Raw genomic sequence first — 23,857 nt, 5'->3', positions numbered from 1 at the left:
GCGTGTCCGCCGCGCTGGAAGTCAGGGACCTCGTCAAGCGGTACCCGAAGGGCCGCGTGAACGCGGTTGACGGCTTGACGTTCGAGGTGGCCGCCGGGGAGATCTTCGGCCTGCTCGGGCCCAACGGCGCCGGCAAGTCCACGACGATCGGGGTGCTGACCACCCGGGTGAGGGCTACCAGCGGATACGCGGCGGTTTGCGGGGTGGACGTGCATCGCGATCCGGTCGGTGCCCGGCGGCTACTCGCGATGGTGCCGCAGCGTACCAATCTGGACCGCAGCCTGAGCCCACGGCGGAATCTCTTGTTCCACGCCGCCTACCACGACGTGCCGGCCCGGGTGCGCAGAGCTCGGGCGGCCGAGCTGCTTGAGGCGTTCGGGCTCGCGGAGCGGGCCGACGAGAGGATCGAGGTCCTTTCCGGTGGCATGACGCAGCGGATCATGATCGCGCGGGCGTTGATGCACCAACCGCAGGTGCTTTTCCTGGACGAGCCGACCGCCGGGCTGGACCCGCAGTCCCGGCTGTTTCTCTGGGATCGGGTCAGGGAGTTGCGAGAGCGCGGCGTCACCATCGTGTTGACCACCCACGACATGGACGAGGCGGCGGACCTGGCACACCGGGTGGGCATCGTCGACCATGGCAAGCTGCTGGCGCTGGACACTCCGGCCGCTCTGATCCGTGGCCTGGCCGACCGGACGGTACTGGACCTGTCGGTCGTCCCGGCGCCGCGGGACGACCCCGCGTCGGTGCTGACGGCGTTGACCACAGTGGACGGTGTGAAGCGCGGCGAGTGGGTGGCGCCGTGCCCGACGCCGCCCGGTGCGACATCGGCCAACGGGCAACGGCGACTGCGGCTCCACCTGGACTCCGAGCCGACGGCCGCGCTGGCGCTGCTGGTCGCCGTGCTGGACCGGCGCCAGGCGCGGCTGTCCGACGTCCATGTCGGGCGGGCGAGCCTGGAGGATGTGTTCATCGCGTTCACCGGCAGGGGGTTGCGATGACCACGATGGACATCGCGGCACGGTCCTCGCAGGGCCGGACGTTTCTCGCCATCCTGTGGCGCGACATCTTCGTCACGGGTCGAAAACTGGGCCTGTTCTTCGCCGAGAACGCGATCCAGCCGCTGTTCATGCTGTTCGTCTTCGCCGAGGTGCTGCAGCGGACCGGGTACGTGTCACAGGCATACGGCGACCTGCTCCTACCCGGCGTGGTGGCGATCACCACCTTCCTCACCGCCCTGCAGACGGTCGCGTTTCCGCTGGCCCTCGATCTGGGCTGGACCAAGGAGATCGAGGACCGCCTCCTCGCGCCGCTGCCCACCTACCTGGTGGCGGTCGAGAAGATGCTGGTCGGGACGATCAAGGGCATCGGTACCGCGATCGTTACGTTCCCTGTCGGGACGTTGATGCTCGGTTCCGCTCCGTGGCGAGCCAGTGGAATCCCGCTGCTCGTGCTCTTCCTGATCATCGGCGGGTGGGTCGGCAGCGCCATCGGCCTCACCATGGGCACGATCATGGCACCGGAGCGGATCAACATCGCCTTTGCCCTGGTGCTCACTCCGCTCATGTTCACCGGCGCCACCCAGTACCCATGGAGGTCGCTGGACACGTTGCCCTGGTTCCAGGTGGTGACGGCGGCCAATCCGCTGACCTATCTCTCAGAGGGAATCCGGTCGGCGGTGGTGCCGCAGATTCCGCACATCGCGAGCTGGCTGTGCCTCGTCGCGCTGCTCGCGTCCGGGGCGATATTCACCGTGATCGGCACCAGGGGGTTCCTGCGCCGCGCGATCGACTGATGGGACCCGAGAGAAGGCAGGCCGTGCGCATACTGTTCACGCCGTCCGCGTCCGCCACGCGCGCCTGGTCGCTGGTGCCACTCGCCTGGGCCTGCCGGGCGGACGGGCACGAGGTCCGGTTCGCCGCCGAACCCCACGTCGCCGAGACCGTCGACCGGTGCGCCCTGCCCGCCGTGCCGGTCGGTCCCGCGGCCGTCGCCCGGGACCTGCTGTCCTTCGCCGAATGGTGGCGCCCAGACGTGGTCGTCGCCGATCCCTGGTTCTCCCCGGCGCCAACGCTCGCCGGGACGCTGGGCGTGCCGATGGTCCGCCACCTGTGCGGGCCGAACGACGTGCCGGCGGCGCCCGATCGCGCGGCGTTCACGGTCGACCCGTTTCCGCCCAGTCTCCAGGTGCCCGGCCTCGCCGATCGGGTCACGATGCGGTGGATCCCGTTCCACGGGGCGGCGGAGCTGCCTGGCTGGCTGGCCGAGCCGCCAAAACGGCCCCGAGTCTGCGTCACCGGACAGTCCACTTTAGACCTTGTCGATGGGCTGGCCGAGCTGGACGTCGAGGTGGTGCCGGTCGCCGGACTACCGCTCGACCTGCTGCTGCCGTTCTGCTCGGCCGTTGTCAGCCGGGGCGGGGCGAGCGACGTCCTCACCGCCGCGGCGTATGGCGTACCGCAGGTTGTGCTTGCCGGGCGGGCGGAGGCGGGGCTGCTGGCCGCCACCGGCGCCGGCGTCTGCCTGGACGCCGACCCGGAACCGGCCGAGATGACGGCCGCGGTCACCGCGGTGCTCTTCGAGGACGGGCCGCGGGCGGCCGCCCGCCGGCTGCGGGCGGAGATCCTGGCGCAACCGGCCCCCAGGCAGGTCGTGACCCGGCTGGCGGCCCTGGCCGCAGGCTAGTTGGGAGGCCCCTGCTAGGAGGCCACCGATGGGCCGGCGAGCCGGCGGTCGAGGTCCGCCCTGAGGGCGCGCTTGTCCACCTTTCCCACGGCGGTACTGGGCAACTCGTCGACCAGGACCAGATGCTCGGGAAGCTTGAACGGGGCGATCCCGGCTGTGCCCATCGCCGTCCGCACCTCGGCGAGCGTCACGGCCGCGCCCTCGTGCGGCACCACGTACAGGCACACCCGCTCGCCCAGCTCCGGGTCGGGCATGGGCACCGCCGCGACCGCCCGTACGCCGGGCAGCCGATGCGCCCCGGCCTCGACCTCCTTCGCCCAGATCTTCTCCCCGCCGCGGTTGATGACGTCCTTCTCCCGGCCCTCGACGACCAGGTTGCCGTCCGGCCGCAGGCGCACGATGTCACCCGTGCGGTACCACCCGCCGGGGGCGAACGCGTGCGCGTTCAGCTCCTCCGCGCGGTAGTAGCCACGGGTGGTGTACGGCCCGCGGGTGAGCAGGACCCCCGGCTCGCCCTGCGCGACCGGTCGCCCGTCCGGGCCCAGCACCAGCAGCTCGTCGTCGGGGCAGATCGGCCGGCCCTGGGTGTGCAGCACGACGTCGGGTGGATCGCCGGGTCGGGTCAGGCAGAACAGGCCCTCGGACATGCCGTACCCCTGCTGCAGCGCGCAACCGAGGATCGTGCCGATGCCGCGCGCGGCGGTCTCTGGCAGCCGCGCCGCCGCCACCTGGACCAGCCGCAACGAGCTGAGATCCGCCGCCGGCCGCGCCGTGCGGTACTCCAGCCAACGCGCCACGATCGCCGGAACCAGGGCGGTGTGCGTGACCCGCTCCCGGGCGATCGCGGCGAAAGCCCGGTCGGGGGCCGGCGAGCGGGCGATCACCGCGCGGCCGCCCGCCATCAGCGTGCCGAGCACGCCCGGGCCGGCGAGCGGAAAGCCATGGCCGAGGGGGAGCACGGCAAGATACGCGGAGTCCGGGCCGATTCCGCACACCTCGGCCGCCCGGCCGGCCATGTAGCCGAAGTCGTCGTGGGTGCGGGCGATCAGCTTCGGCAACCCGGTCGTGCCACCGGACAGCAGGAACAGCGCGATGGCGGCGCCGGAGGGTGCGATCGCGTCCAGCTCGGCCCGGGCCGAAGCGGCGTCGCCGGCCGGCTCGCACAGGGCCCGCGCGTCGATCGCGTCGCCGGTCACCGCGTCGCCGGCCACGAGCACATGCCGGACGGTCCGTGACTGCGCGGCGATCTCGTGGGCAAGCGCCTGGTGGTCGAAGTCCTTGGTCCGGTCTGCGACGACGAGGGCCACCGCCCCGGTGCGCTCGGCCACGCCCGCGATCTCCTGGCGGCGGTGTGCCGGCAGCGCCATCACCGGAATGACACCCAGGCGCAGGAACGCCACCGTCAGCACGACGAACTCCCAGCAGTTGGGCAGAGCCATCACCACCCGGTCGTCGGGGCGCAGGCCGAGCGCGCGCAACCGGACGGCGGTGCCGTCCGCACGCGCCATCAGCTCCCGGAAGGTCAGCCGGAAATCACCGTCGGCCAGGCACACCGCGTCCGGCGTGGCATCCGCGGCGGCGGCCAGGCGGGTGCCGAGTGGACGGTCCGTCCAGTAGCCCTTCGCCACGTACCGGGCGGCCATGTCCGCCGGCCACGGGACGAAGCCGTTCCGGCTCAAGCCGGGTGATGTCGGGGGCATGCCGAAACCTCCATACGGAGTACGGGCGGGCGCACGCCAGCGTGACAGTCCGTTCGCGGGTGGTGCATCTCCGCAAATGCGGTGCGGGCCAGGACCGACCGCACTTCGCGAGATGCCCGCCCGTTTGGCGCGCGGCGACGATGTGTGCGGAGCCGAGTTCCGGTGGCGAAATCGAATCGGCTCCGTCTGACCACTGTGGAGAGGAACCCGACGTGACGCAGGATGGGGATCGCGCCGAGGCCGTTGCAGTCATCGGGATGAGCTGTCGGTTCGCCCCCGATCTCGGCTCACCGGACCAACTGTGGGCCGCCCTGCGCTCGGGCCGGACCGCCATTAGCGAGATGCCGGACAAGCGCTGGGAGCCGTACGCGACAAGCTCACCGCAGGCGACGGCGATAATGCGGAACACCACACGACTCGGCTCCTTCCTCGATGACATCGAGGGTTTCGACGCGGACTTCTTCGGCATCTCCCCGCGCGAGGCCGACTTCCTGGATCCGCAGCAGCGAATCATGCTGGAGTTGGCTTGGGAGGCGCTGGGCGACGCCGGCCTCCCACCGCTGGCGCTGCGCGGTTCGGAGACCGGCGTGTTCGTCGCCGCCAACTCCAACGACTACGGCCGCCGCTTGCTGGAGGACATTCCCCGTACCGGCGCGTACGCGGTCAACGGCACGACGTACTACGGAATCGCCAACCGGATCTCGTACTTCCTCGACCTGCGCGGGCCGAGCGTGGCGGTGGACACCGCCTGCGCCGGCTCGCTCACCGCCCTGCACATGGCCTGCCACAGCCTGCGATCCGGCGAGACGCCGGTGGCCATCGTCGGCGGCGTCAACATCATGGCCACGCCGGCCCTGTTCGTCGCGCTGGACGCCGCCGGCGCCACCGCACCGGACGGCCGCAGCAAGGCATTCGACCGTGACGCGGACGGCTACGGCCGTGGCGAGGGTGCCGGTGTGGTGGTCCTCAAGCGGCTCTGCGACGCGCGCCGCGACGGGGATCCCGTGCTGGCCGTCATCCTCGGCAGTGGCGTATTCCAAGATGGACGGTCCGACGGCATGATGGCGCCGAACAGCGCCGCGCAGGAGCACATGCTGCGTCAGGTGTACGACCGGTTGGGCGTCGACCCCGGCACAATCGACTACGTCGAGGCACACGGCACCGGGACCCCGGCGGGCGACCGCGAGGAGGCTCGGGCGTTGGCCGACGTGTTCGGGGCCCGGCGCCCGCCGAACCAGCCGTGCCTGATCGGCTCCGTGAAGCCGAACATCGGTCACGTCGAGGGCGCCTCCGGCATCGCCGGCCTCATCAAGACCGTGCTCGCCCTGCGGCACAAGGAGATCCCGCCCAGCCTGCACACCGAGCCGCACCCGGACATCGACTGGCGGGCCAATGGGCTGCGGTTGGTCGGCGAACGCACCGCCTGGCCGGCGGGGAGCGGCCGCGCCGGGCGGGAGTGTCCAGCTATGGCGTGGGCGGGACGATCGCCCACCTCGTGCTCGAGGAGGCACCGGCGTCTCCCGTCGAGGCGCCCGCCGTTGCGCAGGCGGCGGGCCAGGCGCAGGCCGTGGTCCCGCTGTCGGCGATGTCCGAGGCCGGACTGCGGGCGCTGGCCGGCGACACCGCCGAGTGGCTGGCCGCGCGGCCCGACGCCGAGCTGAGCGCGGTCGGGCATACGCTGGCCCGGCGGCGGTCGCACCTCCCCCAGCGGGCGGCGGTGGTGGCCGGGTCGGTCGACGAGCTGGTCGCCGGGCTGTCCGCGCTGGCGGCGGGGGAGCCGGCCCCGACCGTGATCCGGGACCGGGCCGCGTCCGGGTCCGCGACCGGGCCCGTTTGGGTGTTCTCCGGGCACGGCGCCCAGTGGTCCGGCATGGGCAGGCAGTTGCTGCGCGAGGAGCCGGCGTTCGCCGAGGCCCTGGACGGGCTGGCGGACGTATTCGCCGAGGAACTGGGGTGGACGCCGCGGGACGCGCTGACCGAGGGCGGGCCGTGGACCGCCGTCGAGGTGCAGGCGCTGACGTTCGCGGTGCAGGTCGGGTTGTCCGCGGTGTGGCGGCGGCACGGCGTACGGCCGGCGGCGGTGATCGGGCATTCGGTAGGGGAGATCGCCGCGGCGGTCGCCGCCGGCTGCCTGGACGTGGTCGAGGCGGCCCGGTTCGCTTGCCGCCGCGCGCTGGCCCTGCGCCGGCTGGAGAACCGCGGCGCGATGGTGCTCATCGACGAGCCCTTCGCGGAATGCTCGCAGCGGTTGGCCGGCCGCACCGACGCGGTCGCGGCCATCGAGGCCAGCCCGATGTCCACAGTGGTCTCCGGTGACGAGGCGGCCATCGCGGAACTCGCCGCGCGCTGGACCCAGGAGGGACTGGCGGCACGCCGGGTGGACACCACCGTCGCGTTCCACAGCCCGCACGTGGACGAGGCCGTGCCGACGGTGGCCGCCGCGGCCGCGGCGCTGGCGGCGCGCCCGGCCGAGGTCCCGCTCTACACGACGGCGTTGCCCGATCCCCGCTCGTCCGCGCTCCGGCACGGCGACTACTGGGTGGCCAACCTGCGCCAGCCGGTGCGATTCGCGTCGGCCGTCGCGGCGGCGGTCGAGGACGGGCACCGGATCTTCCTGGAGGTCTCGGCGCACCCGATCGTGGCCCACTCCATCGTCGAGTGCCTCGAACGGGTGGACGCGGAGCCGACAGCGGTGGTGCCGACGCTGCGCCGCAACGCCGACGAGGTGGCCACCGTGCTGACCGGCCTGGCCAGGCTGCACTGCGCCGGCGCCGAAGTGGACTGGTCGTGCGCCTACCCGGCCGGCGACCTGGCCGACCTGCCGGTGGTGGCCTGGCAGCACCGCCCGTATTGGATCTTCCCGGCGACCGCCGCGACGGCGGGCCCCGGCGGCGGCCACGACCCGGACCGGCACACCCTGCTCGGCGGGAAGATGACGGTCAGCGGTGCGCCGGCCCGGCAGGTGTGGCAGACGTATCTGGACCTGTCCTGCCGGCCGTACCCGCAGAGTCACGAGGTGGTCGGCGTCGAGATCACGCCGGCCGCGGTGCTCATCGACACGTTCGTCTCGGCCGCTACCCGCAACGGCCGGCCACCGGGCCTCGCCGACATCGTCCTGCGTACCCCGGTCGCGGTGACGCCGCCGCGGGTGGTCCAGGTCGTACTGGCGGAGAACTCGGTCCGGCTGGCCAGCCGGGTCGCCGCCAGCCCCGCCAGCGAGGCCGGCGACGCCGAGGACGAGGGACTGGACTGGATCACGCACTGCACCGCGACCGTGGACCGTGGCCGCGACCTGCCGTCCGGCGTGGTGGATGCCGAGGAGATCCGGGCCCGGTGCGACCGCGAGTCCGGTTGGGAGACCGTCGACGGGATGTTCCGGAGCATGGGGGTGGGCGGGTACGCGTTCGCCTGGCAGGTCGAGGAACTGCGCCGCAACGACGACGAGCAGCTCGCCCGGATCACCATCGAGCCGGCCGCCGACCGTGCCGCCAGCTGGGCGCACGTGATCGACGGCGCGCTCACCATCAGCGCGGTGGTGGTCACCCCACCGGACGCGCGCCGGCTGTGGATGTCCTGTCACATCGGGTCGGTCGCCTTCCGGGACGAGCCGCCGGCCCGGATCGTGGTTCACTCGCGGCGCTCGCCCCGCTCGCCACAGGACACTGTGGACGTCCGAGTCGCCGACGAGCACGGCAGGCTGGTGTGCGAGGTGGGCGGGCTCCGGTTCGCCCCCATCCAGGACGAGCTGGGCGCCGTCGCCTCGCCGCGCGAGCTGGTGCACGAGATCGCCTGGCGGCCGTACGAGCCGGCCGCCGCGGGCCGGCCGGTGCGCCGCCTCGTCCTGGTCGGCGACGAAGCCGACACCGGACCGTTGGCGCAGCGGTGCACCGGCCTCGGCGTGCTGTGCGAGCGGGTGGCGGCGCCGGACGACCTGCTACCCGCGGCGCTCGCCGGCGCCGACGCCGTACTGGTCATCCCGGCGGTGGAATCGGCCGGCGTGGCGTCGCCGGACCTCGCGGCCGAGCCGGCGACCTGGCTGCTGGTGCGCACCGCACAGCGGCTGACCCAGGTCCAAGCCGCCGCCGAACACCCGGCCGAGCCCGGACCCAGGCTGTGGTGCCTCACCCGGGGTGTCCGGGACCCGCGACGCGAATCCGCCCTCGGGCAGGCTCCGCTGTGGGGCGCGGCCCGGATCATCGCCGGGGAACACCCCGAGCTGTGGGGCGGCCTCATCGACCTGCCGGACACCGGCCTCGACAGCGGAACCGAGCAGCGGTTGCTGTCGGTGCTGGAGCGCGCGGCCGGCGAGGAGGACATCATCGCGCTGGACGGCGACGGCCCGACCGTGCCCCGGCTCACGCCGATCGAGCGGCCCGTCGACGGCGAACCGCTCCGGTGCCAGCCGGCCGGCACGTACCTGATCACCGGCGGGCTGGGCGTGCTCGGCCTGGCCGTCGCGCGGTGGCTGGTGGACCGGGGCGCCCGGCGGCTGCTGCTGACCGGCCGGCGGGGCCTGCCGCCGCGGGCCGGGTGGGCGGCCGTGCGCGACCCACGGGTTCGCCGGCAGATCGACGACGTGCTGGCGCTCGAAGCGCTCGGCGCCACCGTCACGGTGCTGTCGCTGGACATCACCAACCAGGCCGAGGTGGCCGCGGCGCTGGACCCGTCCACCCACGGCCTGCCGCCGATCCGTGGCGTCGTCCACGCGGCCGGCGTGGTCCGCGACGCGATGGTGGACAAAGTGGACCGTGCGGGCCTGCGCGATGTGCTCGCGCCGAAGGCATCCGGCGCGATGGTCCTGCACCGGCTGTTCCCGCCGGGCTCGGTCGACTTCATGGTGTTCTTCTCCTCCTGCGGGCAGTTCACCCGGCTCACCGGCCAGACCAGCTACGCCGCCGCCAACTCGTTCCTGGACGCGCTCGCCGCGCACCGGCAGCGGGACGGCCACACCGACACGGTGAGCTTCGGCTGGACGGCCTGGCGGGGCATGGGCATGTCGGAGACGATCGCCAGCACCATGCTGGAGGCGAACGCCCGCGGCCTGGACGTCGTCTCCGACGCCGAGGCGTTCCGGGCGTGGCAGTTCGCCGATCGGTTCCGCGGCTCATACAAGGCGGTCCTGCGGTTGCTGCCGCTGCCACCGGCCGGCCAGCGGGTGCCGATGTTCCGGGAGCTGACCGCGACCAGCGGACCGGCCGACTCCGGCGCCCAACTCGGATTCGGCACGGGCTGGACGGACCTGCCCGACGCCGAACTGCGGGCCCTGGTCACCGCCGACGTCCGGGAGCAGGTCGCCGCGGAGTTGAACCTGGCGGTCGAGGACGTGGACCCACGCCGGCCGCTCGTCGAGATGGGCGTCGACTCGGTGATGACCGTTGCGCTGCGGATCCGCCTCCAGCGGCACTTCGGCATCGACCTGCCCCCCACGATCCTGTGGAGCCGACCGACCGTCGCGGCGCTGGGCGCGCACATCACCGAAAGCTACATATCCGCCTGACCCGATCATCTAAAAAGGATGGAGACCGGAATGTCCACAGTGACCTCAAGACCCTCGCCGATCCCGGACGCGCAGCTGGACGCCTACTACGGAAGGTTCACCAGCGAACGGGAGAAGGCCGCGCTCAGCGTACCGCTGCGGCTGGTCGGCGCATGGGCGAAGAACGACGCGGACGGCGTCGCCCAGGTGTTCACCGACGACGGCATCCTGATCCTGCCCGGCGACGTCTACAAGCGCGGACGCGACGAGATCCGGGCGTTCATGCTGGCCGCCTACGCCGGGCCGTTCAAGGGCACCGGCGTGACCGGGCGGCCGGTGGACGTCCGGTTCGTGGCCGACGACGTCGCCCTGCTGCGTACGCACGGCGGCATCCTCGCGCCCGGCGAGGCCGAGATCGCGCCCGAACTGGCGGTGCGGTCCACCTGGGTGACGGTGTGCCGCGACGGGCAATGGCAGTTGGCCGGATACCAGAACAGCCCGCGTGGCGAGGCCGCCACGCTGCGCTGGTGACGACGGGAGGACGGGAGATGGAGAACCAAGCCGCGGCGCTGGTGGCCGGCGCCAAGGAGTGGGCCAGCTACTACGGCGACTTTCCGAACGGAGACGAGGGCGCCGTGCTCACCGCAGTGTTGCGGGTGCGCGCCGCCTGGGACGCCAACGACGCCGACGCGTACGCCGACATGTTCATCGACAACGGCAGCCAGCTCGTCGGCGACAACCAGCTGACGAGCAGGGACGAGATCCGCGGGTACGTGGCGGAAGCGTTCGCCGGTGCGTACGCCGGATCGCGGATCACCGAGCAGCCGCGGGAGATCCGCCTGCTCAACGACACGGTCGCGGTGGCCGTGACCGAGGGTGGGGTGATTCGCCGGGGCCAGGCCGAACTGGACCCGATGAACGAGGTCCGGACCATGTGGATCATCGTGAATCGGGACGGGGACTGGCGGGTCGCGTCCCACCAGACCTGCCCGATCAAGGGCTGAGCCGGGCGGTGGCGACCAACGGGTGGGGCGACGCCTCGGCCATCCTGGCCGAGGCGGGCGTCCCGGAGGACGCCTCCTATTACCGGCAGTTCACGGCGCCGGACGAGAAGGCCGCGCTCACCGTGGCGATGCGCATTCAGGCGGCGTGGGCGGCCAACGACGCGAACATCTTCGCCGGCATTTTCACCGCCGACGGCAGCCTGCTCATGCGGGACACCCAGCTGGTCGGGCGGGAAGAGATCCGGTCGTACATGGCCGAGGGCTTCGCCGGGCGGCTGCGTAACGCGCGGGTGAAGGGCTGGCCGATCGCGGTGCGATTCCTGACCGGTGACGTGGCCATGGTGGTCACCGAAGGCGGAATCGTGCTGCCGCACGACGCGGACCTGCTGCCCGGCAACCTCATCCGGGCCACCTGGATCATCGTGCGGCGGCCGGACGGACCGCCGTGCCTCGTGTCGCACCACAGCAGCCCGGTCAAGGGCTGATCCGGCCGGGCGGAGCCCGGACAACCCGAGGAGGAGCGAGTGTACGACTACATCATTGTGGGCGCCGGGTCCGCGGGGTGTGTCCTCGCGGCGCGGCTGTCCGAGGACCCCACGGTCTCGGTGTGCCTGATCGAGGCCGGCCCGGCGGACACCGCCGACAACATCCACGTTCCGGTCGCCTTCGGCAAGCTCTTCCGGACGCACCTGGACTGGGACTACGACACGCACGAGGAACCGTCCCTCGACCGCCGCCGGGTCTACCTGCCGCGCGGGCGGGTGCTCGGCGGCAGCAGTTCCATCAACACCATGGTGTACGTGCGGGGCAGCCGGCTCGACTTCGACGGGTGGAACCAGCCCGGCTGGACGTTCGACGAGCTGCTGCCGTACTTCAAGCGCTCGGAGGACAACGAGCGCGGAGAGTCGGCGTACCACGCCGTCGGCGGTCCGCTCGCGGTCTCCGAGGGCCGGTCCAACAACCCGATGTCGGCGGCGTTCGTCGAGGCCGGGGTGCAGGCCGGCTACCCGCTCAACGAGGACTTCAACGGCGCCACCCAGGACGGGTTCGGCTTCTTCCAGGTCACCCAGCGCGACGGCCGGCGGTGCAGCAGCGCCACCGCGTTCCTGCACCCGGTGCTGGATCGGCCCAACCTCACCGTCGAGACGAACATGCAGGTGCACCGGGTGGTCATCGAGGAGGACCGGGCGGCCGGCGTGGTCGGGCGGCGGCTCGACGAAACGGTCACCCTGCGCGCGGAACGAGAAGTCATCCTCAGCGCCGGGACGTACAACTCGCCGCAGTTGCTGATGCTGTCCGGCATCGGCCCGGGCTGGCTGCTCGGCGCCCTCGGCATCCGGGTCGTGCTCGATCAGCCGCTGGTCGGGCAGAACCTGCAGGATCACGCGCTGGTGCCGCTGGTCTACACCCACTCGCACCCGATCAGCCTGCTGGTCGCCGGCCAGCCGGAGAACGTGCAGCGGTTCCTGACCGAGGGCCGGGGCCCGATGACGGCCAACGGGCCGGAGTCCGGTGGTTTCGTCCGCACCAGCACCAGCCTGGCCGCCCCGGACGTCGAGTTCCTCGGCGCGCCGGTGATGTTCGCCGACAGCGGCTTGGGCACGCCCACCCACCACTCGTTCTCGTTCGGCCCGTCGATGCTGACCCCGGCCAGCCGCGGCAGCGTCATGCTGGCGTCGGACGACCCGACGGCGAAGCCGAAGATCTCGCACAACTATCTCGCCGAAGAGTCCGATGTGGAGCGGGCGGTTGAGGCAGTCCGGATCGCGCTGCACATCGCCGGTCAGAAGGCGCTCGCGCCGTACACCGAGGGGCGGCACGAGCCGCCGGCCTCCGAGTCCGACCGGGACCTGCGGACCTACGTGCGGCGTTACCTGCACTCGATCTTCCACCCGGCCGGTACCTGCGCCATGGGTACGGTCGTCGACGCCGAGCTGCGGGTGCGCGGCGTGTCGGGGCTGCGGGTCGTCGACGCCTCCGTCATGCCCACGTTGGTGCGCGGCAACCCGAACGCGCCGATCGTCGCCATCGCGGAGCGCGCGGCCGACCTGATCAAGGGCGTGGCCCCACTGGAACGCCAGCCGGCCGCTGCCGTCGCCGGATGACCATTCAGCCGAATTGGAGGACAGGATGAGCCCCAGCACAACGCAGGCGCCGCCACGGGTGGAGCTGGTTCGCCGGGCCACCAAGCTGGTGCCGCTTCTGCGCGAGCACGCGCCGTGGGCGGAGGAGCACCGGCGGCTGCACGAGGAGACCATCGCCGCGCTCGCCGACGCCGGCGTTTTCCGGATGCGGGTCCCGGCCCACCACGGCGGGTACGAGTCCGACGCGGCGACCCTGCACGCCGTGCTGGCCGAATTGGGCCGCGGCGACGGCTCGGTCGCGTGGACAGCGTCCGTCTGGGCGATCGCGGGCTGGATGGTCGGCATGTTTCCCGATGAGGTTCAGGACGAGGTGTTCGCCACCCCGGACGTACGGATCTGCGGCACGTTGACGCCGTCCGCGTCGGCCACGCCAACCGCGGGCGGCATGGTGATCAACGGCCGGTGGAGCTTCATCAGCGGCGCACTGCACAGTCACTGGCAGGCGGCAATGGCGATCGCGCCCGCGCCGGACGGGGTGAACATGTGGCCGGTGGTGGCCCTCATCCCGATCGAGGAGTTAGAGATCGTCGACGACTGGTACACGTCAGGGCTGCGCGGCTCGGGCAGCGTCAGCACCGTCGCCACGGACGTCCTGGTGCCGGCCGAGCGGGTCCTGCCGCTGCCGGCGCTGCTCGCCGGCCGGACGACCTCGGTCCGCAACACCGGGCTGCCGATGTACCAGGGCCCGCTGGTCGGCGTGGCCAACGCCTGCTCCGCCGGGACCGTCGTGGGAATGGCCCGTGCGGCCCGGGAGAACTTCCTCAACCGCCTGGGCAGCCGGAAAATCACGTACACCGACTACGCGCACCAGGGCGAGGCGGCCATCACCCATCTTCAGGTCGCCGAGGCGACGATGAAGATTGACGAGGCGGACTTCCACGCCGAGCGGATGACCCGGCTGGTCGACACGAAGGGCGTCAACGGCGAACCGTGGACGGTGCTCGACCGGGTCCGCACCCGGGCCGACATCGGTGCGGTGTGCCAACTGGGTCGGGACGCGGTGGACGTGTTGGCGATGGCCAGCGGTGGCTCGTCGATCCTCAGCGACGTGCCGATGCAGCGGATCGTGCGAGACATGCACGCGGTGAACCTGCACGCGCTCATGGTGCCCTCGACCAACGCTGAGCTCTACGGTCGGGTGCTGTGCGGCTTGGACCCGAACACCCAGTACCTGTAGGACCGTCCAGACCCGCTGCCCGGCCGCGGCGCCGTACGCGCGGCCGGGCAGGAGCCTGTCCGGCCCGACGTCATGCGGCGTGCACCGTCGCCGACTCCCGGCGACCCCGGGCCAGGCGCAGCACCCGGGCCACCAGGCTGGGGCGCAACAGCGCCGACGGCCGGTCCACCAGCCCAGCCACCCGCATGAACGCCGTCGTCACCACCGCGTCCTTGGTGGCTGCGTACTGCACCCGGGTGAGGTAGGCGTTGAACAGCCGGACCCGCCACGGCCGCGGGCCCGCCACACCGGGAAAGTCCAGATCGCCCCAGGTGGACAGGAGCCACGGGTCGCGGATCGCGCGGGCGAAGCCGCGGTGCACCGCGACCGGGTCGAGGACGCCGTACCGGCGCAGGTGGTCCCGCAGGACCATGGCCTCCATCGCGGCCACCGTCATCCCCTGCCCGTAGACCGGGTTGAACGCGCACATCGCGTCGCCGATGACGACCAGGCGCTGCGGAAACCGGGTCAGCCGTTCGTAGTGCACCCAGACGCTCGCCGGGAACCCGAACGACACCGCGGCGCTGGTGGGCTCGGCGTCCTGGATCGCCTCGTAGATGTCCGGCACCGGCAGCGAGCGCGCGTAGGCGAGAAAACCCTCCGGGTCGGCCGGTGGGTGGTCGCCGAGGATGCCGGTCAGGGAGACCCGGCAGTCACCCGTCACGGCCTGGCCGTAAAACGCGCCGCGGGGATGGTTCGGGGAGGCGACCGGGTTGATCGCCTGCGGCGGCCCGAACGTGCCGGGCCGCCGGCGGAACGTCTGAGTGGTGTACGCCATGCCGATCTTCAGGCGCTCGACGTGCGGCCGGTCGTAGCCCCACTCGGCCAGCCAGGCGGGCGTGCGCGAGCCCCGGCCGGTGGCGTCCACCACCAGGTCCGCGGCCAGCTCCTCGCCCTCGCCGGTGGCGTCGCTGGCCCGCAGCCGGACCCCGGTCACCCGGGTGCGGTCCGCCGTCGTGACGAGCCGGACCAGCTCGGTGCACTGGCGGTACTCCACATTCGGCAGCGCGGCCACCCGCGAGCGCAGGTAGTTCTCCAAAACCGGCCGGGAGCCGGCGATCGATCGCAGCCCGGTGTCGGCGGTCGCAATCGGCCGCCCGTCGAAATACCACCGCATGCCGCCGAAGTCGCGGACCGTCAGCCCGACCAGCTTCCCGGCTTCCTCCAGCAGATGGGGGAACAGGCCGGCGAGGATGTGGTACCCGCGCGCGTGCAGGCCGTGCGCGTGGACGGCGTGCGGGACGCCTCGGCGCGGGCCGTTGACCCCGAGCACCTCGTCACGGTCCACCACCACCACGTGGTCGTACACATCGGACAGTACGCGGGCCGCGAGCGTCCCGGCGATGCTTCCCCCGACAACGACAGCGCGTCGACGTCCCTCGATAGCGTTCATGCGCCGAGGACACCATGGTGGGCGCCGGTCCGGCGTCCGCTGGCTTGCCCTCTTGAGCGCATCAGCGAAGATGCGCCGCGCCAACCGCACGGGCGATCGTCGATGGCAACGTCGTTGACCGATCGCGAGGAGGCCGACATGCCGCAGGTAGTCGACAACAAGGACGGCACCAAAACCTTCACGGTAAACTCGGCCGAGCTGCGGGTGCTGCGCAACTTCCTGCACGCCCGGATCCCCGGCTTCAAGCAGGCCCTGGACGTGGTCGACGGGCCGCAGGTACGCGCGACCCTGGACTTCGTCAAGTCGGCCCTTTCCTGAGCCGGCAATGACCGACCTCGCGCAACGCCACCGGGCGGCCACGACCATTGTGGACGGTAACCGGTCCGCCGCCGTGTACGGCATCCGAGGGATGGCCGCGCTGGCACTGTTGACCGTCCACGTCGCCATGTTCTCCGGCCTGCTGGGCACCCGGGCGCTGGGCGATACGCGCCCGCCCAGCAACGCCCTGGGCGCGTTTCTGGTCAGCGGGCTGCCGTCGTTCATCGGCGTCTTCTTCGTCCTGCCGGCGCTGTACCTGTACCTGCCGCTGGCCAAGTCCGTCATCGCCGGCACCCGAAGGCCGGCGCAGGGCCGCGGCCTGGTCCGCCGGCTGCTGCGCCTGCTGCCCGCGTACTACCTGATGCTGGCCGTCGTGCTGCTCGCGTTCCACCGCGGCGTCGTCGACGGCGTCTGGTACGTGTTGCGGCCGGTCCTGCTGCTCCAGGTGTACGCGCCGAGCCCGTTCGTACCAAAGCTGCTGACCGGCCTGGAGGTCACCTGGACCGTACCCACGATGGTGCAGTGGTACCTCGCCCTGCCGCTGATCGCCTGGGCGTCGCACCGGTACGCCATCCGGGGCGCCACCCCGGCCATCCGGGCCCGGCGGCTCATGCTGCCCGTTCCACTGCTCATCGGGATGGGCCTGGCATGGCTGTTCTTCGTCAAGGCGAACGGCTGGGACAACCGGATCGTGTTCTGGTGGCCGCAGGGCTTCGCCCCGTCCATCGGGGTCGGCATGGCGCTGGCCGTCATGATCGCCCTGGCCCAGGTGTCCCCAGTGGACACACCGCGGTTCCTGCGCGCGGCGGCCGGGAAGGCCAACCTGTTCTACCTCGGCGCGCTGGTTGTCTACCTGGTCAACTGCGCCCGCCCGTTCAGCGTCATCGGCATGGACGCCATCTACTCGGTCAGCGGCCTGCTGGTGACGTACCTGATGGTCACCGCCTTCGGCCTGCTGACCGTGCCGCCGCTGGTCGCACCGGGCGCGCGCGGCTCTCGGCTGCTGGACGCGGTGCTGACCAACCGGCCGGTGGTGCATCTGGGCCGCGTCTCGTACGGCATCTACCTGTGGCACTTCGCGATCATGCACTTCGTCTTGCAGCCGGGCAGCGTCCGTACCGGCGCGGCCCGGCCGATCCGGGAGCTGTACGGCACCAGCGGGTTCTGGAAACTCGAAGCGCTCACGGTGGCCGGTGCGGTGCTGGCCGCCACCGTCAGCTATTACCTGCTGGAGCGCCCGGTGGCGGCGTGGGGCGACCGGTTGCTGAGCCGGCGGCGCCCGGACCGGCCGCCGGCCGTGGGCACCGGGCCACCGGACCGGCTCGCCGTGATCGGGTCCGCGCCCGATCCGGCGGCCGATCCGGCCACGGACCCGACCGCCGCCGCGGTGGCCCGGGCCGTCGCGGACCGCGACGCCATCCGCGCGAACCTGCTCGACCTGGAACGCGCCATGGGCCGGGAACTGCTCGCCACGGCGAGCCTCACCGGGGATACGCGACAGCGCTGGGACGCGGCAACCGTGGACCTCACCGCGCTGTGGGACGTCTTCACCGCGTACTCGGATGTGGTGGACCGGGCCGCCGCGGCTCTGCGGGATTCCCGGCCGCAGGCGGCGACGAGCCTGCTGGACGGGCCATCGGTGCGGCTCACCGGGGCACCGGCGCCGCTGGACCGCCGGCACATCACCGACGACGGGCAGGTCCGGCTGACCCCGGCCGCGGCGGTCGCGCGGATGAACGAGCTGTTCGCCCGTACCGCCGAACTGGTCGTCACGGTGGAGGCCATGTGGCGGGACGGCTCCTGATGTGCGGCATCGCCGGCTGGGTGGACTTCGACCGGGACCTCACCGGTGCACGGGAGTGCGTCCAGGCCATGACCGACACGATGGCCTGCCGCGGCCCGGACGCCGAGGGCGTGTGGCTCGACACCCACGTCGCGTTCGGCCACCGCCGGCTCGCCGTCATCGACATCGAGGGCGGCCGTCAGCCCATGCCGGCGGAGGCCGACGGGCGGACGCTCGCGATGCTGACCTACAGCGGCGAGGTCTACAACTACCGGGAGCTGCGGTCGCAGCTGCGCGCCCGGGGCCATCGTTTCCGGACGCGCAGCGACACCGAGGTGGTGCTGCGCGCCTACCTGGAGTGGGGCGAAGACTTCGTCGACCACCTCAACGGCATGTACGCGTTCGCGATGTGGGACGCCCGCCGGGAGGAACTGCTGCTGGTCCGTGACCGGATGGGGGTCAAGCCGCTGTTCTACTACCCGCTGCCGGCCGGCGTGCTCTTCGGTTCGGAGCCCAAGGCGATCCTGGCCAACCCGCTGGCCGAGGCGGTCGTCGGCCTCGAAGGGCTGCGCGAGCTGATGGCTCAGGCCAAGACGCCGGAGGTCACCGCGTTCCAAGGCATGTACGAGGTACGACCGGGCCACCTCGTCCGGGTGAGCCGGGGCGGCCTGCGCCGCCGCCGGTACTGGGCGCTGGACGCTCGGGAGCACATCGACGACCTGGCCACCACCGTCAACACCGTGCGGGACCTGCTCACCGACATCGTCTCCCGACAGCTCGTAGCCGACGTGCCGCTGTGCGCACAGCTTTCCGGCGGACTGGACTCCAGCGCGCTCACGGCGCTGGCCGCGCGGTCGCTGCGAGCCGGCGGTGGCGGGCCGCTGCGATCGTTCACAGTGGACTACTTCGGCTACGCCGAGGCGTTCCGGCCAAGCCCGCTCATGTCGAGCCACGACAAGCCGTACGCCCACGAGCTGGCCGCGTACCTCGGCACCGAGCACACCGACATCCTGCTGAAGACCATCGAGCTGGCGGATCCGGCGGTACGCGCCGCCACCGTCCGGGCGGCGGACGTGCCCAGCGGCGCCGGTGACTTCAACGGCTCGCTGTACCTGCTGTTCCGGGCCATCCGGGAACACTCCACTGTGGCCCTGTCGGGTGAGTCGGCGGACGAGGTGTTCGGCGGCTACCCATGGCTGTTCAGCCCACCGGCCCTGGCCGCCGACACGTTCGCCTGGATCGCGTTCCTCCGGCCCGGGGACCCGCTCTGCGCGCTGCTGGATCCAGGGCTCACCGCTCGGCTGGACCTGGACGGCTACCGGCGGCAGCGGTTCCGGGACGCGGTGGCCGAGACACCCCCGCTACCCGGTGAGACGCCGGACGAGGCGCGGCTGCGGGTGGCCAACTACATCAACCTGACCCGCTTCGTGCCGGCCCTGCTGGACCGCAAGGACCGGATGAGCATGGCGGTCGGGCTGGAGGTCCGCGTGCCGTTCTGCGACCACCGGCTGGTCGAGTACGTCTACAACGCGCCGTGGGCGATGAAGACGTTCGACGGCATGGAGAAGAGCCTGCTGCGCGCCGCGGTGCGGGACCTGCTGCCGGCCTCGATCGTCCAGCGCCGCAAGGTCATTTACCCGACCACCCTGGATCCGGCGTACGAGCTGGCGGGGCGCGTCCAGCTGGGCGAGCTGCTCGCCGATCTGGACGCGCCGGTGCTGCCGCTGCTCGACGTTGAGGCCGCGCGCGGTCGAGCGGCCGAACCGGTGCCGGACGCCTCCGGCTGGGTGCGCCGGGCCAGCGTGGAGATGGTGCTCCAGCTCAACGAGTGGCTGAGCCGGTATCGCGTCCGCCTGGTCGACTGACGCCGGCGGCGGCCAGATTCTCCAGCAGGGGAACGGTCTGCGCAGGCGTCGGCAGAGCCAGAATCTCCTCCCGCAGCCGCGTCGCCGCGGCGCGCGGCTGCGGGTCGAACGCCGCCGCGGTCACCGCCGCGCGTACGTCGGCCGGGTCCAGTGGACGGTCGTACAGGGCGAAGCCGGCCCCGGTGGCGGCCACCAGGCCGGCGTTGGTGGGCTGATCCGCCATCACCGGCACGACGACGTGCGGCACGCCGTGCGCGGCGGCGGTGCCCATGGCCCCGGCCCCGCCCTGGCTGACCAGCGCGGCACAGGACGGCAGGACGAGGTCCAGCGGCAGGTGCTCGACCAGGCGGGCGCCGGCAGGCAGGTCGCCCAGCCGTTCCCGGTCCGGGCCGGACAGCGCGAGGTTCGGGCCGGACAGGGCAAGCACCAGTTCGACGTCCAGGCCGTCCAGGCCGGCCAGGATCTCGGGTACGAGGAAGCTCTGCGGGCCGGCGTACACCGTGGTGTTGGTGCCCCAGGTGACGCAGACCCGTGGCCGGTCCGGGGGCCGGGCAAGCCAGCGGGGCACGGTGCCCGGGCCGCTGTACGGAACGAACCGCACCGACGTGCGGTTCGCCAGGCCCGGCACTTGCAGGCTCGGCGGGAAGAGGTCCAGCGTGTGGACGGCGAAGTCGACGGCGGTACGGGCGCCGTACGACTCGAACAGCTCGACCAGCGACGCCGGCCAGCGCTCGGGGTGGCCGCCTTCGGGGTGGCCGCCGAAGCCGAAGCCGAAGCGCGGCCAGTCCGGGCCCCACAGCAGCCGGACCAGCGGCACGCCGAGCGCGTCCGCGACCAGGGGGCCCGCGTACGCCATCGGGTCGGTGAGCACCAGATCGGGCCGCCAGGAGCGGCCCAGGTCGACCAGGTCGGCGGCACAGGTCCGCGCCGTCCTGATCCATGGCTCGGCCATGCTGGGCACCTCCGGGTCGCCGGCCATGTGCCGGCGCATGAGGTCGACCGCGTCCGTCTGGAAGTCGCCGGACCGGCCCACCGCGACGGCGGGCAGGCCGGCCCCGATGGCGGAGCCGACGAGCCTGGGCTGGGAGGCGACCAGCACCTCGTGCCCGGCGACCCGGCACGCCCAGAGGAGCGGCACCATGCTGAAGAAGTGCGAGTGCACCGCCAGCGGCGTGACCAGCACGCGCATAGCCGGCTCCCTTCACGGGTCGGGTAAGGCTTACGGCTGAGCCTGCCGCCCGCCCGGCGCCGCCCGCATCTTCCGGCGCGCCATCGCTTGGCACGGACAGAGATGCGCCGCCCCGGCCGGCCCGCCGACGATGAAGGCTCCGGTCGAGGGGAGAAGCCGAGATGTGCGCGATGGCCTTTCCGGTCCCGCGAACCTGTCCGTTCGATCTTCCGGCCGGCTACGCCGCGCTCCGGACCGAGCGGCCGGTCAGCCGCGTCCGGCTGCCGGACGGTCAACTCGCCTGGCTGGTGACCCGGTACGAGGACGTCCGCCGGCTGGCCACCGACCCGCGGATCAGCGCCGACCGGGGGCACCCGAACTCGCCGTACACGGAACTCGTGACCGCGCAGGGTCGGGCGGCGATCGCGGCCGTCGGGCGGTCGCTGATCGGCCTGGACCCGCCCGAGCACGGACCGCGGCGGCGGATGCTGATGCCCGAGTTCACCGTGCGCCGGGTGAACGGGCTGCGCCCGCACATCCAGCGGGTGGTCGACGAGAGCATCGCCGCCCTCCTCGCCGGCCCGCGCCCGGCGGAACTGGTCACCGCGCTGGCCCTGCCGGTCACCTCGACGGTCATCTGCGAGCTGCTCGGCGTGCCGTACGCCGACCGGGATTTCTTCCTGGACCGGGCGGCTGTTCAGGTCCGCCGCGATGTGCCGCCGGAGCGGCGGCGCCAGGCCGGCGGCGAGCTCAGGGCGTACCTGGACCGGCTGGTGACCGGCAAGGAGCGAGACGGCGGCGACGACCTCCTCAGCCGGCTGGCCGCGCGGCGCAACGCCGAGTTCGATCACGACCAGCTCGTGGGGCTGGCCATGCTGCTGCTCATCGCCGGCTTCGAGAGTACGGCCAGCATGATCGTGCTGGGCGTGGTGGTGCTGCTGGAGCACGGGGGAGCGGCGGCGGTGCCGAAGGACCCGGCGGCGCTCGGCCTGGCGGTGGAGGAGCTGCTGCGCTATCTGAGCATTGTGGACACGATGCCCCGGGTCGCCACGGCGGACATCGAGGTGGGCGGCGTGACCATCCCGGCCGGCGACGGGGTACTACTCAGCTTCGCCTCGGCCAACCACGACGCGGACACTTTCGACGACCCGGCCGGGTTGCGCCTGGGTCGCGGCAGCCGGCAGCATGTCGCCTTCGGGTATGGCGCACACCAGTGCCTGGGGCAGAATCTCGCGCGGGCCGAGCTGGAGATCGTGTTCCGGTCGCTGTTCACCCGGGTGCCCGGGCTGCGGCTGGCCGTGCCGCTGGCGGACTTGCCGTTCAAGCGGGACGCCAGTGTCTACGGCCTTGATCGGCTGCCGGTGACCTGGTGACGGGGATCGCGATGCGCCTGATCATCGACCGCGAGCGGTGCGTCGGGGCCGGCCTGTGCGTGCTGTCGGCGCCGGAGCTCTTCGACCAGAGTGACGCGGACGGCCGGGTGGTCGTCCGCGCCAGCACCGATGCCGATGACCCCGCCGTCCACGAGGCCGGCCGGCTCTGCCCCTCCGGGGCGCTGAGGATCGCCGGCCCGTGATCACCGCGGCCGGCGTCCTCATCGCCACCTATGTGCCGTTCAGCGCGCCGGAGCCGGGGCGCCGAGCCGCTGCAGCCACCCGGGGGACGGGACGAACCCGACAGGTGCCTCGACCGCCTCGGCCAGCCGTGCCGTGCCGGCGAGGCAGGCCGACATCGCCCCGACCATGAACCGTGCCCGTGCGACGTCGATCGGGTGGCTCGGGAACTGCGGCGACATGGTCGGATAGAAGTTGAGGTTCTCCATGACGGTGAACTGGGCGGTCGTGCCGTCCTCGGTGCATCGGGTGAAGACGTTGTGCCCGATCGCGAAGCCGTCGTGGCCCCAACTGCGCCCGCACTGGCTGGACAGCCAGAGCAGGCCGAGGCCGTAGCCCGCGAACGTGGGGAACTGCTCGGACATCGGCACCGTCGCCTTCATCTCGCGCAGCAGCGCCGGGGCCAGGGCGTGGCCGCTGAGCAGCAGGCGGTAGAACCGGTTCATGTCCGCCGCCGTGGAGACCAGGTCGCAGTTCGCCCAGGCCCAGGACATGTCGTACGTGGTGAACTCGCGCAACGCGCCGTCGCTCCACGGCACGTAGGCATCCAGGTGGGGGTCGGGCAGCCGCCGGCGGCGGGGCAGGAAGGTGTTCCGCAGCCCCAGCGGGCGGAGCACCCGCCGGGTCAGCACGTCCTCGTACGCGCACCGGGTGACCCGTTCGATCAGCAGGCCGAGCAGGACGTAACCGGTGTTGGAGTACGACCACCTCGCCCCGGGTGCCGCCACCGCCGGCAGGCCGAGACCGAGCCGGGCCAGCGCGCGCGGGCTGATCGTGCGGGTGGCGGTGTCGGCGATGCTCCGCAGGCTGCCGAACAGCACACCATCCGGCACCGTCTCGCCCTCGGCGGCCAGGCTGATCCGGGTGAAGTCGGCCAGGCCGCTGGTGTGATTCAGCAACATCCGGACGGTGATGTGCCGACCCCGCTCGTCCGGCACCACGTCGGGCAGGTAGCGGCCGATCGGGGCGTCGAGGTCGATCAGTCGCTCGCCGGCGAGCTGGAGGATGGCCACACCCACGAAGGTCTTGGTGGCGCCGCCGATCCGGTGGTAGGCCCCCGGACGGGCCGGCCGGCCGGTGGCCACGTCGGCGACACCGACGGCGAACCGGTACGTCTGATCGGACTCGCGTACCTCGGCGTACGCCCCGGGCATGCCGCCGGCCGTTTCGGCGGCCAGCAACCCGGTCAACTCGTCCGTGCGATCGTCTGTGCCGATGGCCGTCGCGCCATTGCGGGCGCCGTAGGCCGGCGCGTGCGCGCCAGCCAGCAGACCGGTCCCGGCGAATGCCAGGCCGGACAGTCCAGTGAGTACGGTTCGCCGGTCCATGAATGGTCCTTTCAGAAGGTGGCTGGCAGGGCGCGTGCCGATGTTGGCAGTCCGGCGAGGCCGCAGGCACCTTCCCGAATGCCGTACCGCGCCGGATCAGGGCGCACTCGAGAAGTCGCCCGCGCTCGCGTTCCTTGCCTACCGTCAAGGCATTCCGGCGACGA

The 23,857-nt window shown here is 72.3% G+C and carries 18 protein-coding genes and 1 pseudogene; 15 read left to right on the top strand and 4 right to left on the bottom strand.

The features are described 5' to 3' along the window. The first annotated feature begins 2 nt into the window (after positions 1 to 2). Genes Prum_RS03725 through Prum_RS03715 form a run of 3 tightly spaced genes read left to right on the top strand, consistent with a single transcriptional unit; the run spans position 3 to position 2,685 of the window. Complete coding sequence (locus Prum_RS03725; RefSeq protein WP_173073973.1) at positions 3 to 1,001, top strand: ABC transporter ATP-binding protein; 999 nt, start codon at positions 3 to 5, stop codon at positions 999 to 1,001. Further along, the gene (locus Prum_RS03720; protein WP_246277627.1) at positions 998 to 1,795 is read left to right on the top strand and encodes an ABC transporter permease; all 798 of its coding nucleotides are present in this window, start codon (positions 998 to 1,000) and stop codon (positions 1,793 to 1,795) included. The genes Prum_RS03725 and Prum_RS03720 overlap by 4 nt, the downstream gene beginning before the upstream one ends. Positions 1,796 to 1,818: 23 nt before the next feature. Further along, positions 1,819 to 2,685, top strand: coding sequence for a nucleotide disphospho-sugar-binding domain-containing protein (locus Prum_RS03715; RefSeq protein WP_173073971.1), 867 nt, complete (start codon positions 1,819 to 1,821; stop codon positions 2,683 to 2,685). A 14-nt stretch (positions 2,686 to 2,699) separates the two neighbouring features. Here the strand turns inward: Prum_RS03715 and Prum_RS03710 are convergent, their stop codons facing one another. Next, positions 2,700 to 4,385 carry a (2,3-dihydroxybenzoyl)adenylate synthase gene (locus Prum_RS03710; RefSeq protein WP_173073969.1) on the bottom strand — a complete coding sequence of 562 codons (1,686 nt, stop codon included), beginning with the start codon at positions 4,383 to 4,385 and terminating at the stop codon, positions 2,700 to 2,702. Here Prum_RS03710 and Prum_RS50820 point away from each other — a divergent pair. The 7 genes and pseudogenes from Prum_RS50820 to Prum_RS03680 all read left to right on the top strand — a co-directional run. Beyond that, positions 4,373 to 5,686, top strand: a pseudogene (locus tag Prum_RS50820) (beta-ketoacyl [acyl carrier protein] synthase domain-containing protein); the annotation flags it as partial. The gene Prum_RS03710 and the pseudogene Prum_RS50820 sit on opposite strands and share 13 nt — an antisense overlap. Positions 5,687 to 5,880: 194 nt before the next feature. Continuing rightward, complete coding sequence (locus Prum_RS03705) at positions 5,881 to 9,882, top strand: acyltransferase domain-containing protein (RefSeq protein WP_246277626.1); 4,002 nt, start codon at positions 5,881 to 5,883, stop codon at positions 9,880 to 9,882. 30 nt (positions 9,883 to 9,912) lie between these two features. Further along, the gene (locus Prum_RS03700; protein WP_173073967.1) at positions 9,913 to 10,392 is read left to right on the top strand and encodes an SgcJ/EcaC family oxidoreductase; all 480 of its coding nucleotides are present in this window, start codon (positions 9,913 to 9,915) and stop codon (positions 10,390 to 10,392) included. 17 nt (positions 10,393 to 10,409) lie between these two features. Then, positions 10,410 to 10,865, top strand: coding sequence for an SgcJ/EcaC family oxidoreductase (locus tag Prum_RS03695; RefSeq protein ID WP_173073960.1), 456 nt, complete (start codon positions 10,410 to 10,412; stop codon positions 10,863 to 10,865). An 8-nt stretch (positions 10,866 to 10,873) separates the two neighbouring features. Then, on the top strand, positions 10,874 to 11,350 hold the full coding sequence (locus Prum_RS03690) for an SgcJ/EcaC family oxidoreductase (protein WP_173073952.1): 477 nt from the start codon (positions 10,874 to 10,876) through the stop codon (positions 11,348 to 11,350). A 39-nt stretch (positions 11,351 to 11,389) separates the two neighbouring features. Further along, positions 11,390 to 12,970, top strand: a complete 1,581-nt coding sequence (locus tag Prum_RS03685; protein ID WP_173073945.1) for a GMC family oxidoreductase — start codon at positions 11,390 to 11,392, stop codon at positions 12,968 to 12,970. A 25-nt stretch (positions 12,971 to 12,995) separates the two neighbouring features. Then, complete coding sequence (locus Prum_RS03680) at positions 12,996 to 14,186, top strand: acyl-CoA dehydrogenase family protein (protein WP_173073943.1); 1,191 nt, start codon at positions 12,996 to 12,998, stop codon at positions 14,184 to 14,186. Between the two features lie 70 nt (positions 14,187 to 14,256). Here Prum_RS03680 and Prum_RS03675 read toward each other — a convergent pair whose 3' ends face one another. Then, complete coding sequence (locus Prum_RS03675; protein ID WP_173073941.1) at positions 14,257 to 15,618, bottom strand: FAD-dependent oxidoreductase; 1,362 nt, start codon at positions 15,616 to 15,618, stop codon at positions 14,257 to 14,259. 138 nt (positions 15,619 to 15,756) lie between these two features. Here Prum_RS03675 and Prum_RS03670 point away from each other — a divergent pair, with 138 nt between their 5' ends. From Prum_RS03670 to asnB, 3 genes are read left to right on the top strand one after another with little or no spacing between them, the layout of a single operon-like run. Then, positions 15,757 to 15,936, top strand: a complete 180-nt coding sequence (locus Prum_RS03670; protein WP_173073939.1) for a hypothetical protein — start codon at positions 15,757 to 15,759, stop codon at positions 15,934 to 15,936. A gap of 7 nt (positions 15,937 to 15,943) precedes the next feature. Next, positions 15,944 to 17,740 (top strand): acyltransferase family protein, encoded by a 1,797-nt coding sequence (locus Prum_RS03665; protein ID WP_173073937.1) that lies wholly within the window; start codon positions 15,944 to 15,946, stop codon positions 17,738 to 17,740. Continuing rightward, positions 17,722 to 19,584, top strand: a complete 1,863-nt coding sequence (gene asnB / locus Prum_RS03660) for an asparagine synthase (glutamine-hydrolyzing) (protein WP_246277625.1) — start codon at positions 17,722 to 17,724, stop codon at positions 19,582 to 19,584. Before Prum_RS03665 ends, asnB begins: the two co-directional genes overlap by 19 nt. Here asnB and Prum_RS03655 read toward each other — a convergent pair. Next, positions 19,541 to 20,773, bottom strand: coding sequence for a nucleotide disphospho-sugar-binding domain-containing protein (locus Prum_RS03655; RefSeq protein WP_173073935.1), 1,233 nt, complete (start codon positions 20,771 to 20,773; stop codon positions 19,541 to 19,543). The two genes, asnB and Prum_RS03655, sit on opposite strands and share 44 nt — an antisense overlap. A 170-nt stretch (positions 20,774 to 20,943) precedes the next feature. Here Prum_RS03655 and Prum_RS03650 point away from each other — a divergent pair, with 170 nt between their 5' ends. Continuing rightward, positions 20,944 to 22,125, top strand: coding sequence for a cytochrome P450 (locus tag Prum_RS03650; RefSeq protein ID WP_246277624.1), 1,182 nt, complete (start codon positions 20,944 to 20,946; stop codon positions 22,123 to 22,125). After that, positions 22,122 to 22,328 (top strand): ferredoxin, encoded by a 207-nt coding sequence (locus tag Prum_RS03645; protein WP_371871182.1) that lies wholly within the window; start codon positions 22,122 to 22,124, stop codon positions 22,326 to 22,328. Before Prum_RS03650 ends, Prum_RS03645 begins: the two co-directional genes overlap by 4 nt. Positions 22,329 to 22,367: 39 nt before the next feature. Here Prum_RS03645 and Prum_RS03640 read toward each other — a convergent pair whose 3' ends face one another. Next, on the bottom strand, positions 22,368 to 23,693 hold the full coding sequence (locus tag Prum_RS03640) for a serine hydrolase domain-containing protein (protein ID WP_173073931.1): 1,326 nt from the start codon (positions 23,691 to 23,693) through the stop codon (positions 22,368 to 22,370). Positions 23,694 to 23,857 lie beyond the last annotated feature (164 nt).

Origin of the sequence: Phytohabitans rumicis (assembly GCF_011764445.1) — a bacterium.
GTDB lineage: Bacteria > Actinomycetota > Actinomycetes > Mycobacteriales > Micromonosporaceae > Phytohabitans > Phytohabitans rumicis.
The sequence above is the reverse complement of the archived record's forward strand: the minus strand, read 5'-3'. Positions and strand labels throughout refer to the sequence as shown.

What these genes read in the sequence shown, in the direction of transcription:
- Prum_RS03720 (WP_246277627.1), top strand. Translation starts at nt 998, where the DNA reads ATGACCACGATGGACATCGCGGCACGGTCCTCGCAGGGCCGGACGTTT.
- Prum_RS03670 (WP_173073939.1), top strand. Translation starts at nt 15,757, where the DNA reads ATGCCGCAGGTAGTCGACAACAAGGACGGCACCAAAACCTTCACGGTA.
- Prum_RS03665 (WP_173073937.1), top strand. Translation starts at nt 15,944, where the DNA reads ATGACCGACCTCGCGCAACGCCACCGGGCGGCCACGACCATTGTGGAC.
- Prum_RS03655 (WP_173073935.1), bottom strand. Translation starts at nt 20,773, where the DNA reads ATGCGCGTGCTGGTCACGCCGCTGGCGGTGCACTCGCACTTCTTCAGC.
- Prum_RS03695 (WP_173073960.1), top strand. Translation starts at nt 10,410, where the DNA reads ATGGAGAACCAAGCCGCGGCGCTGGTGGCCGGCGCCAAGGAGTGGGCC.
- Prum_RS03640 (WP_173073931.1), bottom strand. Translation starts at nt 23,693, where the DNA reads ATGGACCGGCGAACCGTACTCACTGGACTGTCCGGCCTGGCATTCGCC.
- Prum_RS03650 (WP_246277624.1), top strand. Translation starts at nt 20,944, where the DNA reads ATGGCCTTTCCGGTCCCGCGAACCTGTCCGTTCGATCTTCCGGCCGGC.
- Prum_RS03710 (WP_173073969.1), bottom strand. Translation starts at nt 4,385, where the DNA reads ATGCCCCCGACATCACCCGGCTTGAGCCGGAACGGCTTCGTCCCGTGG.
- Prum_RS03675 (WP_173073941.1), bottom strand. Translation starts at nt 15,618, where the DNA reads ATGAACGCTATCGAGGGACGTCGACGCGCTGTCGTTGTCGGGGGAAGC.
- Prum_RS03680 (WP_173073943.1), top strand. Translation starts at nt 12,996, where the DNA reads ATGAGCCCCAGCACAACGCAGGCGCCGCCACGGGTGGAGCTGGTTCGC.
- Prum_RS03700 (WP_173073967.1), top strand. Translation starts at nt 9,913, where the DNA reads ATGTCCACAGTGACCTCAAGACCCTCGCCGATCCCGGACGCGCAGCTG.